This is a genomic window from Pseudomonas sp. HS6-2, from assembly GCF_049325675.2.
Taxonomy (GTDB): Bacteria; Pseudomonadota; Gammaproteobacteria; order Pseudomonadales; family Pseudomonadaceae; genus Aquipseudomonas; species Aquipseudomonas putida_N.
Genome location: NZ_CM143906.1, coordinates 2,471,366 through 2,489,979 on the forward strand (window position 1 = coordinate 2,471,366; position 18,614 = coordinate 2,489,979).

The 18,614-nt window shown below is 63.7% G+C and carries 16 protein-coding genes; 8 read left to right on the forward strand and 8 right to left on the reverse strand.

Translation table 11 applies throughout. The features are described 5' to 3' along the window. The first annotated feature begins 232 nt into the window (after nucleotides 1-232). Nucleotides 233-1,378 (forward strand): GGDEF domain-containing protein, encoded by a 1,146-nt coding sequence (locus ACOKS3_RS11605; protein ID WP_422764199.1) that lies wholly within the window; start codon nucleotides 233-235, stop codon nucleotides 1,376-1,378. Nucleotides 1,379-1,406: 28 nt separating this feature from the next. On the opposite strand, the gene ppnN is transcribed toward ACOKS3_RS11605, so the two are convergent. Then, nucleotides 1,407-2,780 (reverse strand): nucleotide 5'-monophosphate nucleosidase PpnN, encoded by a 1,374-nt coding sequence (gene ppnN, locus ACOKS3_RS11610; RefSeq protein WP_060513345.1) that lies wholly within the window; start codon nucleotides 2,778-2,780, stop codon nucleotides 1,407-1,409. A gap of 63 nt (nucleotides 2,781-2,843) precedes the next feature. Then, the gene (locus tag ACOKS3_RS11615) at nucleotides 2,844-3,905 is read right to left on the reverse strand and encodes a YeiH family protein (RefSeq protein WP_103446872.1); all 1,062 of its coding nucleotides are present in this window, start codon (nucleotides 3,903-3,905) and stop codon (nucleotides 2,844-2,846) included. Nucleotides 3,906-4,016: 111 nt separating this feature from the next. On the opposite strand from ACOKS3_RS11615, the gene ACOKS3_RS11620 reads away from it, so the two are divergent. Then, the gene (locus ACOKS3_RS11620) at nucleotides 4,017-4,907 is read left to right on the forward strand and encodes a LysR family transcriptional regulator (protein WP_422764198.1); all 891 of its coding nucleotides are present in this window, start codon (nucleotides 4,017-4,019) and stop codon (nucleotides 4,905-4,907) included. A 38-nt stretch (nucleotides 4,908-4,945) separates the two neighbouring features. Here ACOKS3_RS11620 and ACOKS3_RS11625 read toward each other — a convergent pair whose 3' ends face one another. The 3 genes from ACOKS3_RS11625 to ACOKS3_RS11635 form a co-directional block, all read right to left on the reverse strand. Then, nucleotides 4,946-6,100 carry an HBL/NHE enterotoxin family protein gene (locus ACOKS3_RS11625; protein ID WP_103446874.1) on the reverse strand — a complete coding sequence of 385 codons (1,155 nt, stop codon included), beginning with the start codon at nucleotides 6,098-6,100 and terminating at the stop codon, nucleotides 4,946-4,948. Nucleotides 6,101-6,407: 307 nt separating this feature from the next. Further along, the gene (gene pncB, locus ACOKS3_RS11630; RefSeq protein WP_103446875.1) at nucleotides 6,408-7,607 is read right to left on the reverse strand and encodes a nicotinate phosphoribosyltransferase; all 1,200 of its coding nucleotides are present in this window, start codon (nucleotides 7,605-7,607) and stop codon (nucleotides 6,408-6,410) included. Beyond that, nucleotides 7,604-8,254 carry a nicotinamidase gene (locus ACOKS3_RS11635; RefSeq protein ID WP_422764197.1) on the reverse strand — a complete coding sequence of 217 codons (651 nt, stop codon included), beginning with the start codon at nucleotides 8,252-8,254 and terminating at the stop codon, nucleotides 7,604-7,606. The genes pncB and ACOKS3_RS11635 overlap by 4 nt, the downstream gene beginning before the upstream one ends. A gap of 137 nt (nucleotides 8,255-8,391) precedes the next feature. On the opposite strand from ACOKS3_RS11635, the gene ACOKS3_RS11640 reads away from it, so the two are divergent. Further along, nucleotides 8,392-9,096 (forward strand): NrtR DNA-binding winged helix domain-containing protein, encoded by a 705-nt coding sequence (locus ACOKS3_RS11640; RefSeq protein WP_103446877.1) that lies wholly within the window; start codon nucleotides 8,392-8,394, stop codon nucleotides 9,094-9,096. Nucleotides 9,097-9,148: 52 nt separating this feature from the next. Here ACOKS3_RS11640 and ACOKS3_RS11645 read toward each other — a convergent pair whose 3' ends face one another. Together ACOKS3_RS11645 and ACOKS3_RS11650 are read right to left on the reverse strand one after the other, a co-directional pair. Then, nucleotides 9,149-10,078: a DMT family transporter gene (locus ACOKS3_RS11645; protein ID WP_422764196.1), complete on the reverse strand. Its 930-nt coding sequence runs from the start codon at nucleotides 10,076-10,078 to the stop codon at nucleotides 9,149-9,151. A 295-nt stretch (nucleotides 10,079-10,373) separates the two neighbouring features. Continuing rightward, a complete protein-coding gene (locus ACOKS3_RS11650; RefSeq protein WP_103446879.1) occupies nucleotides 10,374-10,967 on the reverse strand; it encodes a helix-turn-helix domain-containing protein in 594 nt (197 codons plus the stop codon). Between the two features lie 346 nt (nucleotides 10,968-11,313). Here ACOKS3_RS11650 and glnT point away from each other — a divergent pair, with 346 nt between their 5' ends. The 5 genes from glnT to ACOKS3_RS11675 all read left to right on the forward strand — a co-directional run bounded on the left by glnT (nucleotide 11,314) and on the right by ACOKS3_RS11675 (nucleotide 17,025). Next, nucleotides 11,314-12,648, forward strand: coding sequence for a type III glutamate--ammonia ligase (glnT, locus tag ACOKS3_RS11655; protein WP_103446880.1), 1,335 nt, complete (start codon nucleotides 11,314-11,316; stop codon nucleotides 12,646-12,648). A gap of 66 nt (nucleotides 12,649-12,714) precedes the next feature. Then, nucleotides 12,715-13,620: a class II glutamine amidotransferase gene (locus tag ACOKS3_RS11660; RefSeq protein ID WP_103446881.1), complete on the forward strand. Its 906-nt coding sequence runs from the start codon at nucleotides 12,715-12,717 to the stop codon at nucleotides 13,618-13,620. A gap of 26 nt (nucleotides 13,621-13,646) precedes the next feature. Continuing rightward, entirely contained in the window at nucleotides 13,647-14,321 is a 675-nt protein-coding gene (locus ACOKS3_RS11665) for a GltB/FmdC/FwdC-like GXGXG domain-containing protein (RefSeq protein WP_103446882.1), read from the forward strand. A gap of 15 nt (nucleotides 14,322-14,336) precedes the next feature. After that, nucleotides 14,337-15,662, forward strand: coding sequence for an FMN-binding glutamate synthase family protein (locus tag ACOKS3_RS11670; RefSeq protein WP_103446883.1), 1,326 nt, complete (start codon nucleotides 14,337-14,339; stop codon nucleotides 15,660-15,662). A 61-nt stretch (nucleotides 15,663-15,723) separates the two neighbouring features. Further along, the gene (locus tag ACOKS3_RS11675; protein WP_422764195.1) at nucleotides 15,724-17,025 is read left to right on the forward strand and encodes an ammonium transporter; all 1,302 of its coding nucleotides are present in this window, start codon (nucleotides 15,724-15,726) and stop codon (nucleotides 17,023-17,025) included. 64 nt (nucleotides 17,026-17,089) lie between these two features. Here the strand turns inward: ACOKS3_RS11675 and ACOKS3_RS11680 are convergent, their stop codons facing one another. Further along, on the reverse strand, nucleotides 17,090-18,502 hold the full coding sequence (locus ACOKS3_RS11680; protein WP_103449916.1) for a purine-cytosine permease family protein: 1,413 nt from the start codon (nucleotides 18,500-18,502) through the stop codon (nucleotides 17,090-17,092). Between the last annotated feature and the right edge of the window lie 112 nt (nucleotides 18,503-18,614).

Here is an 18,614-nt window from a genome sequence, read left to right on the forward strand (position 1 = left end):
GTTGGGCAAAAGGCTATCATCCTTCTGGTAACCCGGTGGAGAGCCAGGCGTGAGTGCGTTTTTTCAAAAGGCAGGGAAGAGCACGGAGCGTGTCGAACGTTGAATGGATGCATTCATTTGCGTGCAACGCGACGCTTCGCCCCTCTGAAAAGTCATCTCAAGCGCATACAATCACGCCTTTTCCATGTTAACCAGACAGGCCAATCCGTCTATGGCGCTTGATCCACCCACGATGCTGACGATCACCATCGCCCTGGCCGCTGCGGCGGCCCTGTACCTGGCGATCGAGTGGCGCAGTGTCCGCGAACCTTCGCTGCTGTTCTGGAGCGCCGGGTTCGCCACCATCACGGTCGGTTCGACCCTGGCTTTGCTGCGCGGGATCGGCCTGCTGCTGATCGGCATCTGGTTCGCCAACGGCTTGCTGGTGGTCGCCCACGCGTTCTTTCTGCTGGGTGTGGTGCGTTTCACCCAGGTCCGGCTGTCACGGGCGTGGCTGCTGATCGTACTGGTATGGTTCGGCTTGTTGCTGCTGCCCGTGGGGCCGCAGTGGTCGAAAGTGATGCTGATGGTCAACTCGCTGCTGGTGGCGTTGCTCACGCTCAAGGCCAGCTACCTGCTGCGCCCCCATGGCAAGTCGCTGAGCGTAGGGGCGGTGCAGTTGCGGTACGTGCTGCTGCTCCATGGGCTGTTCTATGTGGCCAAGGCGATCGTGGCGGTGATGCCGGGCTCGCTGATCGACCTGGCGACCTTCGGCGGCCTGATCATTCAGGTTTCCCTGGTCGAAGGGGCAATGGCGATCATGCTGATCGCACTGTCGATGACCGGCACCGTGCGTTATCGCCGTGAAGAGCGGATTGCCCGGCTGGCTGCCCGCGACCCGCTGACTGCGTTGTACAACCGCCGTGCCCTGGAAGTGCGGGCCGCGCACCTGTTCAAGGCGGTCACCCCGGACCAGCCTGGGGCGCTGTTGCTGATCGATATCGACAACTTCAAGCTGGTCAACGACCTGCATGGCCATGCGGCGGGTGACCGCCTGCTTATCGCGTTGAGCGAGATGATCCGCGCCGTGCTGCCGGAGCGGTCGTTGGCCGCGCGGCTGGGCGGTGACGAGTTCGTGATCCTGCTCAGCGACGCCGGCAGCGAGAAGGTGGTGGAAATGGGCAGCCAGCTGCGCGATCAGTTCCAGCAGTTTGCCCGGGAGGCGATGCCGACCCCGCAGGCGGTGACGTTGAGTATCGGCGCCAACCTGTTCGACCAGCCGCCGGCCAGCCTGGCGGCGTTGATCGAGCAGGGAGATGTGGCGTTGTACCAGTCCAAGCGGGGTGGGCGTGACAGCATTCGCCTGGTGGACCGGACCTTGGTCAGTCCGGTGAAATAGCAGGGGGCCGCAAAGCGGCCCCGCGATCTCAGGTCACAACCTGATAGCAAGGCACATACGCTGCGCCACCTGGCAATTTCATCCGGTGCTGGTCGACAAACGCCTGCAACAGGCGCCCCAGCGGCTCCAGCACCGCCGCATCACCGCGGATCTGATACGGCCCGTGCTCCTCGATCAGCCGGATCCCCTTGTCCTTCACGTTGCCCGCGACGATCCCGGAAAACGCCCGGCGCAAATTGGCTGCCAGTTCATGTGCTGGCAAATCGCGGCGCAAGGCCAGTTCGGCCATGTTGGCGTGGGTCGGGTCGAACGGGTGCTGGAAGCCGCCGTCGATCTTCAGCAGCCAGTTGAAGTGGAAGGCGTCGTTGCGCTCGCGGCGGAACTGCTTGACCTCCTTGAGCCCCTCGACCATGTGCCGGGCCACTTCGGCCGGGTCATCGATGATGATCTGGTAGTGGCGCTGCGCCGCTTCGCCAAGGGTAGCGCCGACGAACGCATGCAGCTGCTGCAGGAACGGTTCGGCGCTGCGCGGCCCGGTGAGCACCACCGGGAAGGGCAGGGCCTGGTTGTCCGGGTGCATGAGGATGCCGAGCAGATAGAGGAATTCCTCGGCAGTACCGGCGCCGCCGGGGAAGATGATGATGCCGTGGCCGACACGGACGAAGGCCTCCAGACGCTTCTCGATGTCTGGCAGGATCACCAGTTCGTTGACGATCGGGTTCGGCGCCTCGGCGGCGATGATGCCCGGTTCGGTCAGGCCCAGGTAGCGGCTGCCGTGCATGCGCTGCTTGGCATGGGCAATGGTCGCGCCCTTCATCGGGCCCTTCATCACGCCTGGGCCGCAGCCGGTGCAGATGTCCAGCTTGCGCAGGCCCAGTTCGTGGCCGACCTTCTTGGTGTACTGGTACTCCTCGCTGCTGATCGAGTGGCCGCCCCAGCACACCACCATCTTCGGCTCCACGCCAGGGCGCAGGGTGCGGGCGTTGCGCAGCAGGTGGAAGACATAGTCGGTGATGCCCTGGGAGCTTTCCAGGTCGATGCGCTGGCTGGCCAGCTCGCTTTCGGTGTAGACGATGTCGCGCAGGGCGCTGAACAGCATCTCGCGGGTGCTGGCGATCATTTCGCCATCGACGAAGGCGTCGGCTGGAGCGTTCAGCAGCTCCAGGCGCACGCCGCGGTCTTGCTGGTGAATGCGGACTTCGAAGTCCTTGTACGCCTCGAGAATGGTCTTGGCGTTGTCGACATGGGCGCCGGTATTGAGAATGGCCAGGGCGCACTGGCGGAACAAGGTGTAGAGGCTACCGGTACCGACTTCACTCAGTTGCTGGACTTCACGTTGCGACAGCGTCTCCAGGCTGCCTTTGGGGCTGACGGATGCATTGATGACATGGCGTTGAGGCATCTAAGTCGTTCCTGTGCAGGTAAAAACATCCTTGCAAGACAACACCATACCGATCCTTGCACGTCAACCTAAAAGGCGTTGCACACCCAGGGTGATCGCCATGCCGCCACCCACCAGCCACAGGTTGAGGATCGCCCCGGTGATCAGCGCCTTGGGCCCGGCCTGGCGGATCTGGCCCCAGCGGGTTTCCATGCCCAGCGCTGTCATGGCCATGGTCAGGGCGAAGGTGTCAAGGCTATTGATCGTCTGGGTCACGCTACCTGGCAGCACCTGCAGCGAGTTCACCAGCACCAGGGCGAGGAAGCCGAAGGCGAACCAGGGCATGGCGATGCGGCCATTGCCTTGGGCCTGGCCCGGCTGGCGCGAACGGCTGATCCACAGGCCGACCACCAGCAGCACCGGCACCAGCAGCATCACCCGGGTCATCTTGACGATGGTGGCAATGTGCGTGGCTTCGGGGCTGACGTTGCTGGCCGCGCCCACCACCTGCGCCACTTCGTGAATGGTACCGCCGAGGAACAGGCCGGCGCCCATCGTGTCCAGGGGCAGCCAGCCGGCATTGATCGCCAGCGGGTAGAGGAACATCGACAGGGTGCCGAACAGCACCACGCTGCCCACCGCCATGGCACTCTTGTGCGGGGCGCTGCGCAGCGCCGATTCGAAGGCCAGCACGGCGGCGGCGCCACAGATCGCACTGCCGGCTGCGGTGAGCAGGGCGGTGTCGCGGTCCAGCTTGAACAGCTTGGTGCCACACCACAGGCCGATCAGCAAGGTGCTGGTCACCACCAGCAGCGATACGGTCAAACCGGACCAGCCGACTTCGGCGATCTCCTGCAGGCTTACGCGCAGGCCGAAGAAGGCCACGGCGATGCGCAGCAGGCCGCGGGCCGAGAAGTTGATACCGGCCGCCCAGCTAGCCGGCACGCCATCGCGCAAGGCGTTGCCATACAAGGCACCGGCGACGATACCGACGATCAGCGGGCTGATGCCCAGGCTGGCGATGGCGGGCAGGGCTGCCAGCTGGGTGACGGCAAGGGCGAACAGCGCGACGAACAGGATGCCGTTGAGCCGCCCTCGGGTAGAGAGGGTAGGCGCCAACGCAGGGTTGGAAGTTGCCGTGGCCATGTGAGTCCTCCGGGAAAGTGTTTCGACATGGCTTACGTTAATCTGGTTATAAGCTTATAAAAAATCGTAATTTAGGATGGCAAATATCCGTTTAGCTGATACTTTGAATGGATGACCCCAGAACAGCTGATAACCTTCGCCACCGTCGCCGAGCACGGCAACATCAGCCATGCGGCCCAGGCCCTGCACCTGTCGCAACCGGCGGTGTCCGGCCAGCTCAAGTTGCTGCAGGAGGACTTTGGCGAGCCCCTGTACCAGCGTGCCGGCCGTGGCGTGCGCCTGACGGCGGCTGGCGAGCAACTGCTGGCCCATGCCCAGCGCCTGCGGGACACGTTTCGCCAGGCCCAGGCCTTGTGCGAGGCCATGCGCGGCCTGGAGCGCGGCACCTTGCGCATCGGCGCCAGTACCACGCCGGCCAGCTACCTGTTGCCGTACCTGATCGCCGATTTCCATGGCCGTTATCCGGAGGTACTGGTGAGCACGTCCCACGGCAATACGGCGGAAATCGTCGCAGCGCTGGACAGCGTCGATATCGCCCTGATCGAAGGCCCGCCCGGGCAGGAGCTGCCACTGGGTACTGAAGTGACGGCGTGGCGCGAGGACGAGATCGTGGCCATCGTGCCGCGCGGCCATCCATTGGCGAGTGCTGAGCAGCAAGGCTTGCAGGCGTTGGGGGCTTACCCGTTGGTGCTGCGTGAGGGGGGCTCGGGGGTGCGCCAGATCGTCGAGCGGGCATTTGCCCGGCATGGCGTGACCATGCGCGTGGCGCTGGAGATCGCCGGGGTGGAAGGGGTGAAGGAGGCGGTGCGGGCCGGGATGGGGATTGGCTTTGTGTCGGCCATGTCGATCCGCCATGAAGATGGTGTGTTGCAGCAACTGAGAATTGCGCCTGAACCGTTGGTGCGGCGGTTTTCCATCCTCTTGCCCCATGCCGCCACGCCGTCGCGGGCGGCTGCGCGGTTCTTGGAACTGTGCCTGGGTCCGGTGACGGAGGCCACGTAACCCGCCCCTGCTGCCGGCAGCAGGGGCGGGCAAGCGGGCTACTGGATGTTGGCCTTGGCCGGTGTGGCCTGGTTGTACTTGATCGACGCTACGCTGTTGCACAGCCCGACCAGTGTCTGCCAGTCCTGGTTGGCCAGGTTCAGGTTGCGCTGCAGCTCGGGCAGGTTGAGGGTGTCGACATTGCCCTTGCACTGGTTGAGGTCGGTCAGAACCGTATTCAGTTCACCTTCAAGTTCTTCCCACACCTTCAATAGCAGGCCGATCAGCGAACCCGCAGCCTGGGACAGTTCGATCAGCTTGTTCAGTTGATCATTCAGTGCCGCCAGGCTGGCGGATTGCTGGGTCACTGCGTTCATGCGCGAAGTATCGGCTTCGATCTCGCTGCGCAGGGTCTTGATCTTGATCTCGGCGGCGACCATGGTCGCGATCCCCGCCGCTGCGCCGACGATGCCGAAGGCCAGGCCGAACCCGAGGCTGAAGATCGCAATGACAGCGCCGGCGAAGAACGCCACACCAGCACCAATGGCCGAAGCCGTTTCCACCACTTGCCAGGTCTTGATCTGCTTGCGCATTTCTTCGATCTTGGCCTGATACTGCTTGACCTGGTCGCGGTTGACCTGCTGCTGCTGGGTGGAGTCACTGACAGCCTTGGACAGTATCTGGCTGTCCTGGATCAGGTTGTTGGAGTAGTCGGTGATCGACTGGTGCACCGACACGGCGCTTTGGCTGAACGCGCGAAGTTGCGAAATCAGCCCGTTGAACTGCTGTTTGAGCGCGTTGATGGCCTGGGTATTGCCTGGGTCGTTCTGAAGTACGCCGATCAGCGAGTTGATCGTCGACATGCTGACGTTGAAGGCAATGCCATAGCCGGCAATGGCGTTAGGGATGCTGACCAGGTTCGCGGAAATCCCGTACCAGGCGTTGGCGTGGATCTGGGCGTTGCTGAATGCAGTCTGGAACGTGCTGTACCAGGTGGGAGCAGGGGTGATGGTCGGCAGTTGGGTGTTGCTGATGCCGAGCACGTAGGCCATCACATCGTTGTTGGCATTGAAGGCATCTGCCAGTTGCTGATCGATAGGCAGGTCGTTGGACGCCCGCAGTGCCGCGGGGACGCTGCCGAGTGCGGCGATGCTGACGACGTTCGACAGGGGGTTGAGGGTGAACGGGAAAAACTGTTTCTTCAGTGCATCCATGACACTTCTCCTTGAACAGTGACCGATCGACCGGTGCTGATTGTCGGGGCGTTGTGTGTGAGGCAGTTTCCTTTCGCAGGCGCGGGCGCGCCTGCAATCCACTATGCAGAGGCCCGAAGAGGCTTGGATAGCGAACTCATTTAAGCAGTGCCAAGGCGCACGGCAAGGTGCTATCAGCTGTGTTTTTCGCTCTCGAATGGTGAGCGAAAAAGCACAAGCAGACAGAACAGCGCCTTAGCTTCGATGCAGGCAATGGGTAAGCAAAACGGTGCTTTTTCGACGCGTCCATGTGCCTGCCCAGGCGGGGTCAATTCACCTTGAATACATGCTTCATGTAGGCCACGAAGTTCTCGTCCCGACATTGGGTCTTGCCTGGGCTGTCGGAGATTTTCGCCACGGGCGCGCCATTGCAGTCGGTCATCTTGATCACGATGTTCATCGGCTCCACCCCTGGGATGTCGCAAGTCAGCCGGGTACCAATACCGAAACTCACGTTGATCCGCTTGTGCAACGCCCGGTACAGGCCCAGTGCCTTGGCGAAATCCAGGCCGTCGGAGAAGATCAGCGTCTTGCCCTTCGGGTCGATCCCCAGCCGTTCATAGTGGGCGATGGCTTTTTCCGCCCATACCAGTGGGTCCCCTGAGTCGTGGCGCAGGCCGTCGAACAGCTTGGCGAAGTACAGGTCGAAATCACCCAGGAAGGCGTCCATGGTGATGCAGTCGGTCAAGGCGATGCCCAGCAAGCCACGGTACTCGCGCACCCAGCCTTCCAGCGCGGCCGCCTGGCTGTCGACCAGCCGTGGGCCGAGTTGCTGGTGCGCCATGAACCATTCGTGGGCCATGGTGCCGAGCGGCTTGAGTTCGAGTTCGCGTGCCAGGTGCACGTTGCTGGTGCCGACGAAGCGGCCTGGGAAGTCGTGCTTGAGCAGGTACACCACTTCTTCCTGCACCCGGTAGGAAAACCGCCGCCGCGTACCGAAGTCGGCCAGCTGGAAGCCGGCCAGCTCGTCGGCACTGGCCTCGGCCTTGAGCCAGTCCATTTTCTGGTAAAGGCGCTCGCCTACCTGTTCGATCACCACGTCGCGATAGCGGTAGCGGTTGCGCACCTCGCTGATGATCGCCAGCAACGGGATCTCATAGAGGATCACATGCAGCCAAGGCCCACGCACGCGGATTGCCAGCTGCCCGGCGGCGTCCAGGCCGACCTGCACATAGCGCAGGTTGAAGCGGAACAGGCTGAGGAAGCGGATGAAGTCCGGCTTGAGGAACGGGATCTTTTCCAGGTAGGCCAGCTGGTCGTGGGTGACGGTAACTTCGCTCAGCTGCTCGATCTGGTAGCGGATCTCTGCCAGGTAAGGGGAGAGGTCTTCATTGTTGCGGCAGCGGAATTCCCACTCCACCTCGGCGTTGGGGTAGTTGTGCAGCACCGCCTGCATCATGGTGATCTTGTAGAAGTCGGTGTCCAGCAGGTTCTGGATGATCCGTGGGCCGAAAACGCTTTCGCTCATGGGCGGTTTTCCTTGATCAGAGAGAGCTGGTAGTCGAGTGCGGCTTCATCGCCGCACAGGATCACGCCCTCGGCGGCCAGCGCACCGCAGGCGCTGATGGCACCTTCCTGGGTCAGGGCTCGGCAGGCCGGCAGGTACAGCAGTACCTGGAAGCCGGCCTGGCGCAATTGCCGGGCGGTCGTCTTGACGCAGTAATCCAGGGCCAAGCCGCCGACGATCACGGCGCCGACCTGTTGCACCTTGAGAAATTCGATGACCCCGGTGGAACGGCGCTCGGCGAGATCGTGGTAGCAGGCGCCGTAGGGGTGCAGGTCGGGTTCGACGCCTTTCCAGACGAAGTAGTCGTAGTCGATCGGGGCGGGCAGGCCGGGCAGCAGTTCGAAGCCGGGGGTACCGGGTACGCAGTGGCTGACCCAGGTCAGGTCGGCATTGGCCAGAGTCAGTGGCTGCAGCATCTGGCCGGGTTCGGCCACCACCCAGGTCGCGTTGGCCGGGTGGGCGTCCTTGCTACCCAGGCGCAGGTCGGCGCGCAGGGCCATGGCGTTGAGGTCTGGGGCGATCTCGTTGCCTTCCGGCACCGGTAGCTCCTGAGGGGCGTTGGCGGTGAAGCCGTTCTGCGCGTCGACATCGAAACTGGCGATCTTCATGGAGGGTCTCCTCGCTGGAATGGCTATATAATTCACCTGGTGTAATAAGTGTGTCAAGTGGCAATTTCTACGGGCTTGTGGGTTGCCATACTTAGAGGCTCTGGTGGATTATTGTGCCGATGAACAAGGAGTCTCCGGTGAGTACAGTCGAAGTCCTGGCCAGTGTCGATATCGTCGCCCTGCGCCTGGCCCCTGATGCCCAGCATCTGCAAGTGTTGTTGCACCGTCGTGAGCGCGAGCCCCATGTCGGCCAGTGGGCCTTGCCCGGCGTGATCGTCAATGGCCGCACCCCGGATACCAGCCTGGAGGGCGCTGCCGAACGCGCCCTGCGCGAGAAAGCCTTGGTGCAGCCGCGCTACCTCGAACAGGTGGGTACCGAAGGCAACGCCTTCCGCGACCCGCGTGGGTGGTCGTTGAGTACCTTCTACCTGGCATTGCTCGACCCGCAGCAGCAGATTGAAGGAGAGCAGCTGGCGTTTTTCGACCTCGACAGCGTGATTGACCGCAAGGTGCTGCTGCCGTTCGACCATAACCTGCTGGTCGAGCGTGCGCGCGAGCGGTTGGCTTCGAAGACGGTGTACAGCAGCCTGCCGCTGTACCTGCTGGCGCAGAAGTTCACCGTGCTCGATGCGCTGGGGGCGGTGCAGGCGTGCCTGGGGCAGTCGGTTAACAACACCTCGCTGCGCAAGCGCCTGGAGCGCTTGCGCGAGCTGGGGTGGGTGAGGGACACCGGGGAGAAGAACCAGCCCAGGCTGGGCCGGCCGCAGCAGTTGTATCAGTACACGCCGCAGGGGGAGCGGGTATTCATGTTCGACCGGAGCCTTCTCCCCGAAGGCACTTGAGCGACGTTTTGTCTGTGGGCGCGGCTCCCACAGTCGCTCGCGTTCAATCAGGTCAATGCGCGCAGCGGCTGGTATCGCCTTGCTCGGCCGGTGCCTTGCGCGCCGCTGCCAGAATGGTCGCCAGCACGATCAGTGCAGCACCGGCAGCCATGCGCAGCGTTGGCTGGTCACCAAACAACCACCACGCCCCGATAATCGCGTACACCGGCTCTAGCGCGATGATCATGCCGGCAGTCCGCGCTTCCAGCCCTTCCAGGCTCTTGACGAACAGGAACTGCGACAGCCCGGTGCAGAACACCCCCAGCAGTGCCAGGTTGATCCAGTCATTGCTGCCCAGGCTGGTGTTGCCCAGGTGGGTGAAGGCGAACGGCGCCACCAGCGCGGCAACCACCACGTTCTGCCAGAAGGCCACTTGCATGGCGTTCATGTTCGACTGGTTGCGGCGGTTGGTCACGGTCAACAGGGCGAACGCCAGGCCTGAACCCAGGCCCCAGAGCAGGCCCACGGTCCCTTTGTCGAGCAAATCGAAGGTTGGCACTACCAGCACCAGGCCTGCGGTCACCATCAACAGCAGCAAACCTTGGACGGCACCGATGCGCTGGCCGAACACGCCGCGCTCGATCATGGCGATGAAGGCCGGGAAGCTGGCAAAGCCCAGGGTGGCCACGGCCACGCCGCCAACTTTGACGGCGATGAAGAAGGTCACCCAGTGGGTCGCCAGCAGGGCGCCGGTCAGGCCCAGCACCGGCAGGTTGCGCAGGGCCAGCGCATCGAGCAGGCGGGTGCCCTTGAGCCCGGCGACGAAGCCCAGGGCGATGAAGGCGAAGGTGGCGCGGCCGAAGGTGATGATGCTGGCGTCGGCGTCGATCAGGTGACCGAGGATACCGGTCAGGCCGAACAGCACAGCGGCGATGTGGGCAACGCACAGGGCGTTCCGGTGGCCGGTGGCAGCACCGGCTACGGGGATTGAAGTCGCGATCATGGCAGTCAAGTCTTCACAATGTGGCGCGCGCAAACACTCCCGATTGGCGCGGCGCAGGTCTCTAATACTGGGAGTTTTATCGTTATGAGCCCGAACGAACTGCCCGGTGCAAAAAGGCGCCACAGCGTTGGAATTGTGAAGCGAGGCTGTTTTACTCGCGAATACCACACCGATCAGCCCACGGCGCGGGGCTGGTCGATGTGTGTATTATTTTTGTAGACACGGTTTGGAAGCCGATTGCTGGCGACGTGTGCTTGTCTGATCGCGACATCGACTGTTGCCTTGTAGCGCCTTGTTATTCCTCACCGTAATTCATGATCGACAGCAGGCGGATCGGCACCTGTACCAGCTGCTCAGGGCCGTGCGGGGTTTCGCCATCGAAGGTCAGGCTGTCGCCGGCCTGCATGCGATAGAGCTGGTTGCCGTGGCGATAGACCAGTTCCCCCTCCAGCAGATGGAGAAACTCGGTGCCTGGGTGGGCGAAGGTCGGGAATTCCTCGCTGGCGTCGTCCATGGTCACCATGTACGCCTCGAAGTTCTTCTTCGGCCCCCTGGCGTGATTGAGCAAATGGTAGGTATGGCCCTTCTCGGTGCCGCGGCGCACCACCTCCAGCCCTTCACCGGCCTTGACCAGCAAGGCATTGCCATCAGGCTGGTCGTACTGGCTGAACAGCTTGGCCATCGGCATGCCCAGCACATCGCACAGGCGGCTGAGGGTATCGAGGCTGGTTGACACCTGAGCGTTCTCGATCTTGCTCAGCATGCCCTGGCTGATGCCGGCGATGCGCGCCACATCGGCGAGCTTGAGCGACTGGGCCTGGCGCTGGCGCTTGATCTGCAGGCCCAGGTACTGCTCCAGGCGGAGGCGCGGTTCGGTTTCGGTTGGCATCGAATGTCCTGCACGGTTTCAGTTCAAGAATAAAGATTTCGCACTGGGAAAGTGCGAAAGGCAGCTGCGTTGGCTGCTTCTTTCCTCAGGTGAAAACAAGTTTCCCATAAATGGAGAAGAAAAACCCGGCTGAGTCTTGTGCTGCCTGTGCCGGCCTCTTCGCGGGGCAAGCCCGCTCCTACAGGGGTACGCGTCTCTGGTAGGAGCGGGCTTGCCCCGCGAAGAGGCCGGCCCTGGCCACACAACGCCATCACCCTTGAGCAGAGTTGGCAAGTACATTGCATTCCTGTGAGGAAAGTAAGTTTCCCATGCGGAATTAGTGCCCTCACCCAGGAGTGATCAACCCATGTTGCCAGCAGAAACCCAGCGCACCCTCGACCAGTACGGTATCAAGTACGTGTTGGCGCAGTTCGTCGATATCCACGGTTCGGCGAAGACCAAGTCGGTGCCGGTATCGGGCCTCAAGATGGTGGCTGAGGAGGGCGCCGGCTTTGCCGGGTTCGCCATCTGCGGCATGGGCATGGAGCCCCATGGCCCGGATTTCATGGCCCGTGGCGACCTCTCCACGCTGATCCCGGTGCCTTGGCAGCCGGGCTATGGGCGGGTGGTGTGCGTAGGTCATGTCAACGGCCAGCCCTGGCCCTACGACAGCCGTTACGTCTTGCAGCAGCAGGTGCAGCGCCTGGCCGACAAGGGTTGGACCCTGAACACCGGCCTTGAGCCCGAGTTCAGCCTGTTCCGCCGTGACGAAAGCGGCAAGCTGCAGCTGGTGGACGCCTCCGACAACCTCGACAAGCCATGCTACGACTACAAGGGCCTGTCGCGCTCGCGGCTGTTCCTCGAACGCCTCACCGAGGCCCTGCAGCCGGTCGGCTTCGACATCTACCAGATCGACCACGAAGACGCCAACGGCCAGTTCGAGATCAACTACACCTATAGCGACGCCATGGAGTCGGCTGACCGTTTCACCTTCTTCCGCATGGCCGCCGGCGAGATCGCCAACGACTTGGGCATGATCTGCTCGTTCATGCCCAAGCCCGACCCCAAGCGTGCCGGCAACGGCATGCACTTCCACCTGTCGCTGGCCAGCAGCAGCAACAAGAACCTGTTCCACGACCCCTCCGACAGCAGCGGCATGGGCCTGTCGAAACTGGCCTACCACTTCGCCGCCGGCTTGCTGGCCCACGGCCCAGCGCTGTGTGCCTTCGCCGCACCCACGGTCAACTCCTACAAGCGCCTGGTGGTCGGCCGCTCGCTGTCCGGCGCCACCTGGGCGCCGGCCTTCGTCGCCTATGGCGCCAACAACCGTTCGGCGATGGTGCGCATCCCCTATGGCCGCCTGGAGTTCCGCCTGCCGGACGCCGGCTGCAACCCGTACCTCGTCACCGCCGCGATCATCGCCGCCGGCCTCGATGGCATCGACCGCCAGCTCGAGCCGGGCGAGATGTGCAACGAGAACCTCTACAACCTGAGCCTGGAAGCGATCGCCGCACGCGGCATCAAGACCTTGCCGCAGTCGCTCAAGGAAGCCGCCGATGCGCTGGAGGCCGACCCGCTGTTTCGCGAGGTGCTCGGTGCCGAGATCGTCGACGAGTTCATCAAGCTCAAGCGCATGGAATGGGTGGAGTACTGCCGCCACGTCTCCGACTGGGAAATCCAGCGTTACACCGAATTCTTCTGACCGCCAACCCTATCCCTGGGTGGCGGCAACAGCAGCGGCTACCCACTGCCTAGAAGGAGTATCACCATGTGTGGAATCGTAGGTCTGTACCTGAAAAAGCCAGAGCTGGAAGCCCAGCTCGGCAAGCTCTTCGAACCCATGCTCGAAGCCATGACCGACCGTGGCCCGGACAGCGCCGGCTTCGCCATCTACGGTGACGAAGTGGCCGATGGCTGGGTCAAGCTGACCCTGCAGGCGACGGACATCAACTACCCCTGGGCGGCCCTGATGGGCCAGCTGGAAGGGTGCCTGGGCTGCTCGCTGGACTGGTTCCAGAACGCCAGCGCGGCGGTACTCAAGGCGCACACCAGCGAGACGGCAGCCCGCCAAGCCCTGAGCGAACTGGCCCCTGAGGTGCGCATCATGAGCGCCGGGCAGAGCATCGAGATCCTCAAGGGCATGGGCCTTCCGGCGGAAATCTCCAGCCGCTTCGGCCTGGCCGGCATGAAGGGCAGCCACATCATTGGCCATACCCGCATGGCCACCGAAAGCGCCGTGACCATGGAAGGCAGCCACCCGTTTTCCACCGGTGCCGACCTGTGCCTGGTGCACAACGGCTCGCTGTCCAACCACTTCCGCCTGCGCCAGGTACTCAAGCGCGAAGGCATCAGCTTCGAGACCGACAACGACACCGAGGTGGCGGCCGGCTACCTGACCTGGCGCCTGCAGCAGGGCGACACCCTTGCCCAGGCCCTGGATGGCGCGCTGCAAGACCTGGACGGTTTCTTCACCTTCGCCATCGGCACCCGCAACGGCTTTGCCGTGATCCGCGACCCGATTGCTTGCAAGCCGGCCGTGCTGGCCGAGACCGACGACTACGTGGCCATGGCCTCCGAATACCAGGCCCTGGCCAGCCTGCCGGGCATCGACAAGGCCAAGGTCTGGGAGCCGGCGCCGGCCACCTTGTACGTCTGGGAACGCGAAAGCGCCTGACCCCCACCGAATCACTGGAGACATTCATGAAGACGATCGACCTTTCCAGCGCCTCGGTGCGCGTACTCAACCAGTCCCTGCACGATGACGTGCCGGACCTCGAATGGCGGGTGACCCACCCCGACGGCAAGCACAACCTGGCCGTAGGCATCAACGCGGCCGTGTCGGTGGATATCGAAGGCCATGCCGGCTACTACTGCGCAGGGATGAACCAGCAGGCCAGCGTCACCGTGCACGGCAACGTCGGTGTGGGCGTGGCCGAGAACATGATGTCCGGCTCGGTGCGGGTCAAGGGCAGCGCCTCCCAGGCCGCTGGCGCCACCGCCCATGGCGGGTTGCTGGTGATCGAGGGTGATGCTGGAGCGCGTTGCGGCATCTCGATGAAGGGCGTGGACATCGTGGTTGGCGGCAGCATCGGCCACATGAGCTGCTTCATGGGCCAGGCCGGGCGCCTGGTGGTGTGTGGCGATGCCGGTGATGCCCTGGGCGATTCGCTGTACGAGGTGCGCATCTACGTCAAGGGTACGGTGCAGTCGCTGGGTTCGGACTGCATCGAGAAAGAGATGCGCGCCGAGCACCTGCAAGAGCTGCAGGACTTGCTGAACAAGGCGGGGCTGGAGCACAAGGCCGCCGATTTCAAGCGCTACGGCTCGGCCCGCCAGCTGTACAACTTCAAAGTCGACAACGCCAGCGCGTACTGATCCAGGAGCATTCCCATGAGCGAGCAATTCCCCCCGGTACTGCGTGAATCGGCCACCTTCGATCGCCTGACCATCCAGGAAATCCAGCGTGCTGCCGAAACCGGCATCTATGACATCCGCGGCGGCGGCACCAAGCGCCGCGTGCCACACTTCGACGACTTGTTGCTGCTGGGCGCCAGCGTTTCGCGCTACCCGCTGGAAGGCTACCGCGAAAAGTGCGGTACCGACGTGGTGCTGGGCAACCGCTTCGCGAAGAAGCCGATCCACCTGAAGATCCCGGTGACCATTGCCGGCATGAGCTTCGGCGCGCTGTCGGCCAACGCCAAGGAGGCCCTGGGCCGTGGCGCGACCATTGCCGGCACCAGCACCACCACGGGTGACGGCGGCATGACCCCGGAAGAGCGCGGCCAGTCGCAGCACCTGGTGTACCAGTACCTGCCGTCGCGCTACGGCATGAACCCCGATGACCTGCGCAAGGCCGACGCCATCGAGATCGTCCTTGGCCAGGGCGCCAAGCCCGGCGGTGGCGGCATGCTGCTGGGCATGAAGGTCACCGAGCGCGTCGCCGGCATGCGCACCTTGCCGATCGGCGTCGACCAGCGCAGCGCCTGCCGCCACCCGGACTGGACCGGCCCGGACGACCTGGCGATCAAGATTGCCGAGATCCGCGAGATCACTGACTGGGAAAAGCCGATCTACGTGAAGATCGGCGCCAGCCGCCCGTACTACGACGTCAAGCTGGCGGTGAAGGCCGGTGCCGACGTGATCGTGCTCGACGGCATGCAGGGCGGCACCGCAGCCACCCAGGAAGTGTTCATCGAGCATGTCGGTATCCCGATCCTGCCGGCCATTCCACAGGCGGTACAGGCGCTGCAGGAGATGGGCATGCACCGCAAGGTGCAACTGATCGTCTCCGGTGGCATCCGCAACGGTGCCGACGTGGCCAAGGCCATGGCCCTGGGCGCCGACGCAGTGGCCATCGGCACGGCGGCGCTGATCGCCCTGGGCGACAACCACCCGCGCCTGGACGGCGAGCTGAAGAAGATCGGCTCGTCTGCCGGCTTCTACGACGACTGGCAGAACGGCCGCGACCCGGCCGGCATCACCACCCAGGACCCGGAACTGGCCAAGCGCCTGAACCCGGAAGAGGCCGGCCGGCGCCTGGCCAACTACCTGCGGGTGCTGGTGCTGGAAGCGCAGACCATGGCCCGTGCCTGCGGCAAGTCGCACCTGCACAACCTCGACCCCGAGGACCTGGTAGCGCTCACTGTCGAGGCCGCCGCCATGGCCCGGGTGCCACTGGCCGGCACCGCCTGGGTACCGGGCCAGGCCCAGTACTGATCCAACATCTGGGGCCGCTTTGCGGCCCCGAATGCATCCCCATTCGCACAGGAGTGACCCCATGAAGCTTGCCCTGGCTGTCGTGCTGTTTGCGTTGACGTCGTTGGCCCAAGCCGCCGAACCGACCCTGGACACCGGCAACACCGCCTGGATGATCTGCGCCGCGATGTTCGTGCTGATGATGTGCATCCCTGGCCTGGCGCTGTTCTATGGCGGCATGGTGCGGGCGAAGAACTTCCTTTCGGTATTCACCCAGCTGTTTGCCGTGGCCGGGGTGATCGGCATCCTCTGGGTGCTGTTCGGCTACAGCCTGGTGGTGGACACCACCGGCATGGTCGAAGGGCAGCTGACCTTCAACAGCTTCATCGGCGGGCTGGACAAGGCGCTGATGCTGAACATCGGCCACGACAGCCTGGTGGGCAGCATCCCGGAAGGGGTGTTCGCGACGTTTCAGCTGACCTTCGCCATCATCACCCCGGCTCTGATTGCCGGTGGTTTTGCCGAGCGCATGAAGTTCAGCGCCTCGTTGCTGTTCATGGCGGCCTGGTTCGTCCTGGTGTACGCGCCGATCGCCCATATGGTGTGGGGCGGGCCGGGGGCGCTGATGGTCAACTGGGGTGTGCTGGACTTTGCCGGTGGCACCGCCGTGCATATCAACTCCGGGGTGGCAGCGCTGGCGGCGGCGGTGATGCTGGGCAAGCGCAAGGGCTACCCGCAGACGGCCATGCCGCCGCACAACCTCGGCTTCACCCTGGTAGGCGCGGGGCTGCTGTGGGTCGGCTGGTTCGGCTTCAACGTCGGCTCCGGGCTCGCGGCCAACGAAGGGGCTGGGGTGGTCATGCTGGCGACCATGGTGGCGGCGTGTGCCGGGATTGTCGGCTGGTTGCTGGCCGAGAAGGTCATGCATGGTCGGCCCACCGCGTTGGGTGCCGCCTCAGGGGCTTTGGCCGGATTGGTGGGGATCACCCCGGCCTGTGCGTTTGTCGGGCCGTTGGGTGCTGTGGTCATTGGGCTGCTGACCGGGGCGATCTGCTTCTTTGCCGTGACCCGGCTCAAGCAGGCGTTGGGGTATGACGACAGTCTCGATGTGTTCGGGCTGCATGGGGTGGGCGGGATGGTCGGGGCGGTGTTGACTGGGGTGTTCGCTTCGCCGTCGTTGGGCGGTTATGTGGAGGGCGCTTCGCCAATCGGGCAGGCGTTGGTGCAGCTCAAGGGCGTGGCCTTTACGTTCGTGTATTGCTTCGTGGTGAGCTGGGCGATTCTCGGGGCGATCAAGCTGACTGTGGGGCTGCGGGCCAGCCGGGAAGAGGAAGAGCTGGGGCTGGACCTTGCCGAGCATAACGAGCGGGCTTACAACCTCTGAGTGATGGGTTGCTTGTACTGGCCTCTTCGCGGGCGAGCCCACGAAGAGGCCAGTAGAGGTTTGATCAGTGACTCATGGCCAACTTGGCACTGGTCTGGCGACGGCGATAGGCACTGTCACGACTGGCCAGCCACCAGTACAGCGGCGAAGTCACTGCCAGGCCCACCAGCCACGACAGGTCGGCCCCGTTGATGTGCTCGGAGATCGGCCCGACATACAGCGGCGTGTTCATGAACGGAATCTGCACCACGATGCCCACCGCATAGGCAATCAGCGCCTGCGGGTTGTAACGGCCGTAGATCCCGCCATCGACCTTGAAGATCGACTGGATGTCGTAGTCGCCCTTGTGGATTGCGTAGAAATCGATCAGGTTGATCGCGGTCCACGGCACCAGCACTACCAGCAGCACCAGCACCATGTCGACGAAGTGGCCTATGAAGTCGGCCGAGGCGAACACCGCCACCACGCAGCAGGCCGCCAGCACGATTAGCGACAGCACCGCACGGCTCTTGGCGGTAGGGATCCAGCGGTAGGCGAAGGTCTGCACCAGAGTGATGATCGACAGCACCGCGCCATACAGGTTGAGGGCGTTATGGCTGATCACGCTGAGCAGGAACAGCACCAGCATCACCGGGCCCAGGGTGCCGGTGGCCAGCTTGACCGCGTCCATGGTGTCCATGCCGGCCGGGATCGCCAGCACCGCCACGGCGCCGAAGACGAACGACAGGCTCGAACCCAGGGCCGAGCCCAGGTAGGTGGTCCAGAAGGTCGAGCTGACCTTCACGTCGGCCGGCAGGTAGCGCGAGTAGTCCGACACGTACGGGGCGAAGGCGATCTGCCACAGCGCTGCCAGCGACACGGTGGCCAGCCAGCCGGCCAGGTTGAAGCCGCCGCGGGTGAGGAAGTCGTCACTTTGCACATGGCTGAAGATGTAGCCGAAGCCGACCACGATGCCGATGCCCAGCACCCAAGTGCCGATGCGGTTGAGCACGTGGATGAAGCGGTAGCCGATGATGCCGATGATGCCCGAACCCAGCGCACCGATGACGATGCCCACCGGCACCGGTACGGCCTCGACAACGCCATGCAGCGACTTGCCGGCCAGGACGATGTTGGAGGCGAAGAAGCCGATATACATCACCCCGGCGATCACCACCACCAGCAACGCACCGAGGGTGCCGAACTGGGCGCGGCTCTGGATCATCTGCGGGATGCCCATCTGCGGGCCCTGGGCCGAGTGCAGCGCCATCAGCACGCCGCCGACCAGGTGGCCAACCAGGATGGCGACGATGCCCCACACCAGGTTCAGGTGAAACAGCTGCACGCCCAGGGCGCCGGTGACGATGGGCAGCGGCGCGATATTGCCGCCGAACCACAGTGTGAACAGATCCCTCACCTTTCCATGGCGGTCTTCCGGCGGCACGTAGCCGATCGTGTGTTTTTCTATCAGGGGGGCCGAATTGGCTGCACTGGTCATGACTGACTCCAAGGCAAGGTGGGGCATCGAATGCTGCCCGGGTGCGTGCCGGCGAAGGGCGACGCGTTCTTGTTGGAGCGATGATGCGGGGCGCGGGGATAACGAGAAATTA

Coding starts and splice junctions, on each gene's coding strand:
- ACOKS3_RS11605 (WP_422764199.1), top strand. CDS start 233: ATGCTGACGATCACCATCGCCCTGGCCGCTGCGGCGGCCCTGTACCTG.
- ppnN (WP_060513345.1), bottom strand. CDS start 2,780: ATGCCTCAACGCCATGTCATCAATGCATCCGTCAGCCCCAAAGGCAGC.
- ACOKS3_RS11615 (WP_103446872.1), bottom strand. CDS start 3,905: ATGGCCACGGCAACTTCCAACCCTGCGTTGGCGCCTACCCTCTCTACC.
- ACOKS3_RS11620 (WP_422764198.1), top strand. CDS start 4,017: ATGACCCCAGAACAGCTGATAACCTTCGCCACCGTCGCCGAGCACGGC.
- ACOKS3_RS11625 (WP_103446874.1), bottom strand. CDS start 6,100: ATGGATGCACTGAAGAAACAGTTTTTCCCGTTCACCCTCAACCCCCTG.
- pncB (WP_103446875.1), bottom strand. CDS start 7,607: ATGAGCGAAAGCGTTTTCGGCCCACGGATCATCCAGAACCTGCTGGAC.
- ACOKS3_RS11635 (WP_422764197.1), bottom strand. CDS start 8,254: ATGAAGATCGCCAGTTTCGATGTCGACGCGCAGAACGGCTTCACCGCC.
- ACOKS3_RS11645 (WP_422764196.1), bottom strand. CDS start 10,078: ATGATCGCGACTTCAATCCCCGTAGCCGGTGCTGCCACCGGCCACCGG.
- ACOKS3_RS11650 (WP_103446879.1), bottom strand. CDS start 10,967: ATGCCAACCGAAACCGAACCGCGCCTCCGCCTGGAGCAGTACCTGGGC.
- glnT (WP_103446880.1), top strand. CDS start 11,314: ATGTTGCCAGCAGAAACCCAGCGCACCCTCGACCAGTACGGTATCAAG.
- ACOKS3_RS11660 (WP_103446881.1), top strand. CDS start 12,715: ATGTGTGGAATCGTAGGTCTGTACCTGAAAAAGCCAGAGCTGGAAGCC.
- ACOKS3_RS11665 (WP_103446882.1), top strand. CDS start 13,647: ATGAAGACGATCGACCTTTCCAGCGCCTCGGTGCGCGTACTCAACCAG.
- ACOKS3_RS11670 (WP_103446883.1), top strand. CDS start 14,337: ATGAGCGAGCAATTCCCCCCGGTACTGCGTGAATCGGCCACCTTCGAT.
- ACOKS3_RS11675 (WP_422764195.1), top strand. CDS start 15,724: ATGAAGCTTGCCCTGGCTGTCGTGCTGTTTGCGTTGACGTCGTTGGCC.
- ACOKS3_RS11680 (WP_103449916.1), bottom strand. CDS start 18,502: ATGACCAGTGCAGCCAATTCGGCCCCCCTGATAGAAAAACACACGATC.